This window comes from Acinetobacter sp. WU_MDCI_Abxb74, assembly GCF_025513915.1.
GTDB classification, from domain to species: domain Bacteria; phylum Pseudomonadota; class Gammaproteobacteria; order Pseudomonadales; family Moraxellaceae; genus Acinetobacter; species Acinetobacter calcoaceticus_C.
In genome coordinates this window covers 1-5,343 of the sequence record NZ_JAHPRP010000021.1, presented here as the reverse complement: position 1 = coordinate 5,343, position 5,343 = coordinate 1, and the positions used below count along the sequence as shown (strand labels likewise).

Below are 5,343 nucleotides of genomic sequence, written 5' to 3'. Positions count from 1 at the left end.
ATTTTGTTCATTTTAGCTAAACATATAACTAAATCAAGTTGCTTTGCATATTAATGAATCGATTGATGCCATATATACAACTGCTTGGGTGTTGTATAGTCAAGCCTCACGAGCAATTAGTATTGGTCAGCTTCACATATCACTATGCTTCCACATCCAACCTATCAACGTCCTAGTCTCGAACGGCTCTTTAGAGGACATAAAGTCCTAGGGAAATCTTATCTTGAGGTAGGCTTCCCGCTTAGATGCTTTCAGCGGTTATCCCTTCCGAACATAGCTACCCGGCGATGCGACTGGCGTCACAACCGGTACACCAGAGGTTCGTCCACTCTGGTCCTCTCGTACTAGGAGCAGATCCTCTCAAATTTCCAGCGCCCACGGTAGATAGGGACCGAACTGTCTCACGACGTTCTAAACCCAGCTCGCGTACCTCTTTAAATGGCGAACAGCCATACCCTTGGGACCTGCTTCAGCCCCAGGATGAGATGAGCCGACATCGAGGTGCCAAACACCGCCGTCGATATGAACTCTTGGGCGGTATCAGCCTGTTATCCCCAGAGTACCTTTTATCCGTTGAGCGATGGCCCTTCCATACAGAACCACCGGATCACTAAGACCTACTTTCGTACCTGCTCGACTTGTGGGTCTCGCAGTTAAGCGCGCTTTTGCCTTTATACTCTACGCGTGATTTCCGACCACGCTGAGCGCACCTTCGTACTCCTCCGTTACTCTTTAGGAGGAGACCGCCCCAGTCAAACTACCCACCAGACATGGTCCTCGCCCCGGATTACGGGGCAGAGTTAGAACCTCAACATTACCAGGGTGGTATTTCAAGGACGGCTCCATTGGAACTAGCGTTCCAACTTCAAAGCCTCCCACCTATCCTACACAAGTAAGGTCAAAGTTCAATGTCAAGCTGCAGTAAAGGTTCACGGGGTCTTTCCGTCTAGCCGCGGGTACACTGCATCTTCACAGCGATTTCGATTTCACTGAGCCTCTGCTGGAGACAGCGCCGCCATCATTATGCCATTCGTGCAGGTCGGAACTTACCCGACAAGGAATTTCGCTACCTTAGGACCGTTATAGTTACGGCCGCCGTTTACTGGGGCTTCGATCAAGAGCTTCGCTTACGCTAACCCCATCAATTAACCTTCCAGCACCGGGCAGGCATCACACCCTATACGTCCACTTTCGTGTTTGCAGAGTGCTATGTTTTTAATAAACAGTTGCAGCGGCCTGGTTTCTGTGGCTGTCATCAGCTCAGGAAGCAAGTTCCATCACCAACAACAGCGTACCTTCTCCCGAAGTTACGGTACCATTTTGCCTAGTTCCTTCAGCAGAGTTCTCTCAAGCGCCTTGGTCTACTCGACCTGACCACCTGTGTCGGTTTAGGGTACGATTCCTGTGTAACTGAAGCTTAGAGACTTTTCCTGGAAGCATGGTATCAGCCACTTCGCTGTACAAGTACAGCTTGCTATCAGATCTCAGCATAGAGCACCCCGGATTTGCCTAAGATGCATGCCTACTTCCTTTCACCTGGACAACCAACGCCAGGCTGACTTAACCTTCTCCGTCCTCTCATCGCATTACACAGAAGTATTGGAATATTAACCAATTTCCCATCGACTACGCCTTTCGGCCTCGCCTTAGGGGTCGACTCACCCAGCCCCGATTAACGTTGGACTGGAACCCTTGGTCTTTCGGCGAACGGGTTTTTCACCCGTTTTGTCGTTACTCACGTCAGCATTCGCACTTCTGATACCTCCAGCATACTTCTCAATACACCTTCATCGGCTTACAGAACGCTCCCCTACCACTTGACTTAAAAGTCAAATCCGCAGCTTCGGCACATAGTTTTAGCCCCGTTACATCTTCCGCGCAGGCCGACTCGACTAGTGAGCTATTACGCTTTCTTTAAAGGGTGGCTGCTTCTAAGCCAACCTCCTAGCTGTCTATGCCTTCCCACATCGTTTCCCACTTAACTATGATTTTGGGGCCTTAGCTGGCGGTCTGGATTGTTTTCCTCTTGACTACGGACGTTAGCACCCGCAGTCTGTCTCCCGGATAGTACTCATAGGTATTCGGAGTTTGCATCGGTTTGGTAAGTCGGGATGACCCCCTAGCCGAAACAGTGCTCTACCCCCTATGGTATTCGTCCGAGGCGCTACCTAAATAGCTTTCGGGGAGAACCAGCTATCACCAGGCTTGATTAGCCTTTCACCCCTATCCACAAGTCATCCCCTGGCTTTTCAACGACAGTGGGTTCGGTCCTCCAGTTAGTGTTACCCAACCTTCAACCTGCTCATGGATAGATCGCCTGGTTTCGGGTCTATACCCAGCAACTAAACGCCCTATTAAGACTCGATTTCTCTACGGCTCCCCTATACGGTTAACCTCGCTACTGAATATAAGTCGCTGACCCATTATACAAAAGGTACGCAGTCACCGAACAAGTCGGCTCCCACTGCTTGTATGCATGCGGTTTCAGGATCTATTTCACTCCCCTCACAGGGGTTCTTTTCGCCTTTCCCTCACGGTACTGGTTCACTATCGGTCAGTCAGGAGTATTTAGCCTTGGAGGATGGTCCCCCCATATTCAGACAAGGTTTCACGTGCCTCGCCCTACTCGTCATCATTATGTGTGCCCTTTCGTGTACGGGAATATCACCCTCTACGTTCGCACTTCCCAGAGCGTTCCACTAAAACACACATAACTTAATGGGCTGATCCCCGTTCGCTCGCCGCTACTAAGGGAATCTCAATTGATTTCTTTTCCTAAGGGTACTGAGATGTTTCACTTCCCCTCGTTCGCCTTGCAACACTATGTATTCATGTTGCAATACCTACCTTAAAGTAGGTGGGTTCCCCCATTCAGAAATCTCCGGATCAAAGGATATTTGCCGCCTCCCCGGAGCTTATCGCAGGCTATTACGTCTTTCATCGCCTCTGACTGCCAAGGCATCCACCACATGCACTTAATTACTTGACTATACAACCCCAAACAGTCGTTATTACCTACAAGGAGTAATAAGACATGATCAATGATTCCTCATCAATCTCTTACAGTTTGAAGTACTGTGTATTTAAACACTGTACAGCTTCAATCTAATTCATATACCAAAACGCTTGATTCAGTTAATTTGCTAGTTCTCAATGAATTCCAAGATTAGAATTACTTCTTCTCTTTTCATTATTGAGTGAACAATTTATTTCAGACTCAATTTTGCCAATCTGTTAATGAATAAACATGCCTTCGTCAGGTCATGCTTAATACCGTGATACTTAAATCACAGAAGTTAATAAACCAAGATCTAAATCTTTATTTACTAATTTCTGTAATCCGAACTTCTCTTAAGTTCTGGTGGAGACTAGGAGAGTCGAACTCCTGACCTCCTGCGTGCAAAGCAGGCGCTCTACCAACTAAGCTAAGTCCCCAGCTTACATCATCAGTTATGTATCTTTCTGTCTATAACCTTAATCAGTCAAAGTCATGGTGGGTCTGACAAGACTTGAACTTGTGACCCCACGCTTATCAAGCGTGTGCTCTAACCAACTGAGCTACAGACCCTCAGATACATCTATGAAGAACAACTTGTTGTGGATTCTTACCAATCGTCAATCTTTCGTTAAGGAGGTGATCCAGCCGCAGGTTCCCCTACGGCTACCTTGTTACGACTTCACCCCAGTCATCGGCCACACCGTGGTAAGCGTCCTCCTTGCGGTTAGACTACCTACTTCTGGTGCAACAAACTCCCATGGTGTGACGGGCGGTGTGTACAAGGCCCGGGAACGTATTCACCGCGGCATTCTGATCCGCGATTACTAGCGATTCCGACTTCATGGAGTCGAGTTGCAGACTCCAATCCGGACTACGATCGGCTTTTTGAGATTAGCATCCTATCGCTAGGTAGCAACCCTTTGTACCGACCATTGTAGCACGTGTGTAGCCCTGGCCGTAAGGGCCATGATGACTTGACGTCGTCCCCGCCTTCCTCCAGTTTGTCACTGGCAGTATCCTTAAAGTTCCCGACATTACTCGCTGGCAAATAAGGAAAAGGGTTGCGCTCGTTGCGGGACTTAACCCAACATCTCACGACACGAGCTGACGACAGCCATGCAGCACCTGTATGTAAGTTCCCGAAGGCACCAATCCATCTCTGGAAAGTTCTTACTATGTCAAGGCCAGGTAAGGTTCTTCGCGTTGCATCGAATTAAACCACATGCTCCACCGCTTGTGCGGGCCCCCGTCAATTCATTTGAGTTTTAGTCTTGCGACCGTACTCCCCAGGCGGTCTACTTATCGCGTTAGCTGCGCCACTAAAGCCTCAAAGGCCCCAACGGCTAGTAGACATCGTTTACGGCATGGACTACCAGGGTATCTAATCCTGTTTGCTCCCCATGCTTTCGCACCTCAGCGTCAGTGTTAGGCCAGATGGCTGCCTTCGCCATCGGTATTCCTCCAGATCTCTACGCATTTCACCGCTACACCTGGAATTCTACCATCCTCTCCCACACTCTAGCTAACCAGTATCGAATGCAATTCCCAAGTTAAGCTCGGGGATTTCACATTTGACTTAATTAGCCGCCTACGCGCGCTTTACGCCCAGTAAATCCGATTAACGCTTGCACCCTCTGTATTACCGCGGCTGCTGGCACAGAGTTAGCCGGTGCTTATTCTGCGAGTAACGTCCACTATCTGAAGGTATTAACTTCAGTAGCCTCCTCCTCGCTTAAAGTGCTTTACAACCATAAGGCCTTCTTCACACACGCGGCATGGCTGGATCAGGCTTGCGCCCATTGTCCAATATTCCCCACTGCTGCCTCCCGTAGGAGTCTGGGCCGTGTCTCAGTCCCAGTGTGGCGGATCATCCTCTCAGACCCGCTACAGATCGTCGCCTTGGTAGGCCTTTACCCCACCAACTAGCTAATCCGACTTAGGCTCATCTATTAGCGCAAGGTCCGAAGATCCCCTGCTTTCTCCCGTAGGACGTATGCGGTATTAGCATTCCTTTCGAAATGTTGTCCCCCACTAATAGGCAGATTCCTAAGCATTACTCACCCGTCCGCCGCTAAGTGATAGTGCAAGCACCATCACTCCGCTCGACTTGCATGTGTTAAGCCTGCCGCCAGCGTTCAATCTGAGCCATGATCAAACTCTTCAGTTAAAAATCATTTTGCACCTTATTAAAGACAAGGTGCCAATTCTGGCTCATCAATTTTCTGACTTAAATTTCGCTCAAATAAACTTCGAGTAATTTAAACCAATCAATCAATGATAATATTTCGATCAATCAATCAGTAAAAATCCACACAAGTTGTTCTTCATAATCTCTTAATGATCTT

Annotated in this window: 2 tRNA genes and 2 rRNA genes; all 4 read right to left on the bottom strand. The window is 48.5% G+C overall.

Annotation, left to right across the window (positions count from 1 at the left end):
- Positions 1-95 precede the first annotated feature (95 nt).
- Positions 96-2,989: ribosomal RNA gene (locus KTH84_RS18960) — 23S ribosomal RNA — on the bottom strand.
- A 370-nt stretch (positions 2,990-3,359) separates the two neighbouring features.
- Positions 3,360-3,435 (bottom strand) — tRNA-Ala (locus KTH84_RS18955).
- A 56-nt stretch (positions 3,436-3,491) separates the two neighbouring features.
- Positions 3,492-3,568, bottom strand: a tRNA-Ile gene (locus KTH84_RS18950).
- A 59-nt stretch (positions 3,569-3,627) separates the two neighbouring features.
- Positions 3,628-5,165 (bottom strand): 16S ribosomal RNA (locus KTH84_RS18945).
- Together the 16S and 23S rRNA genes with 2 tRNA genes alongside form the textbook arrangement of a ribosomal RNA operon.
- Between the last annotated feature and the right edge of the window lie 178 nt (positions 5,166-5,343).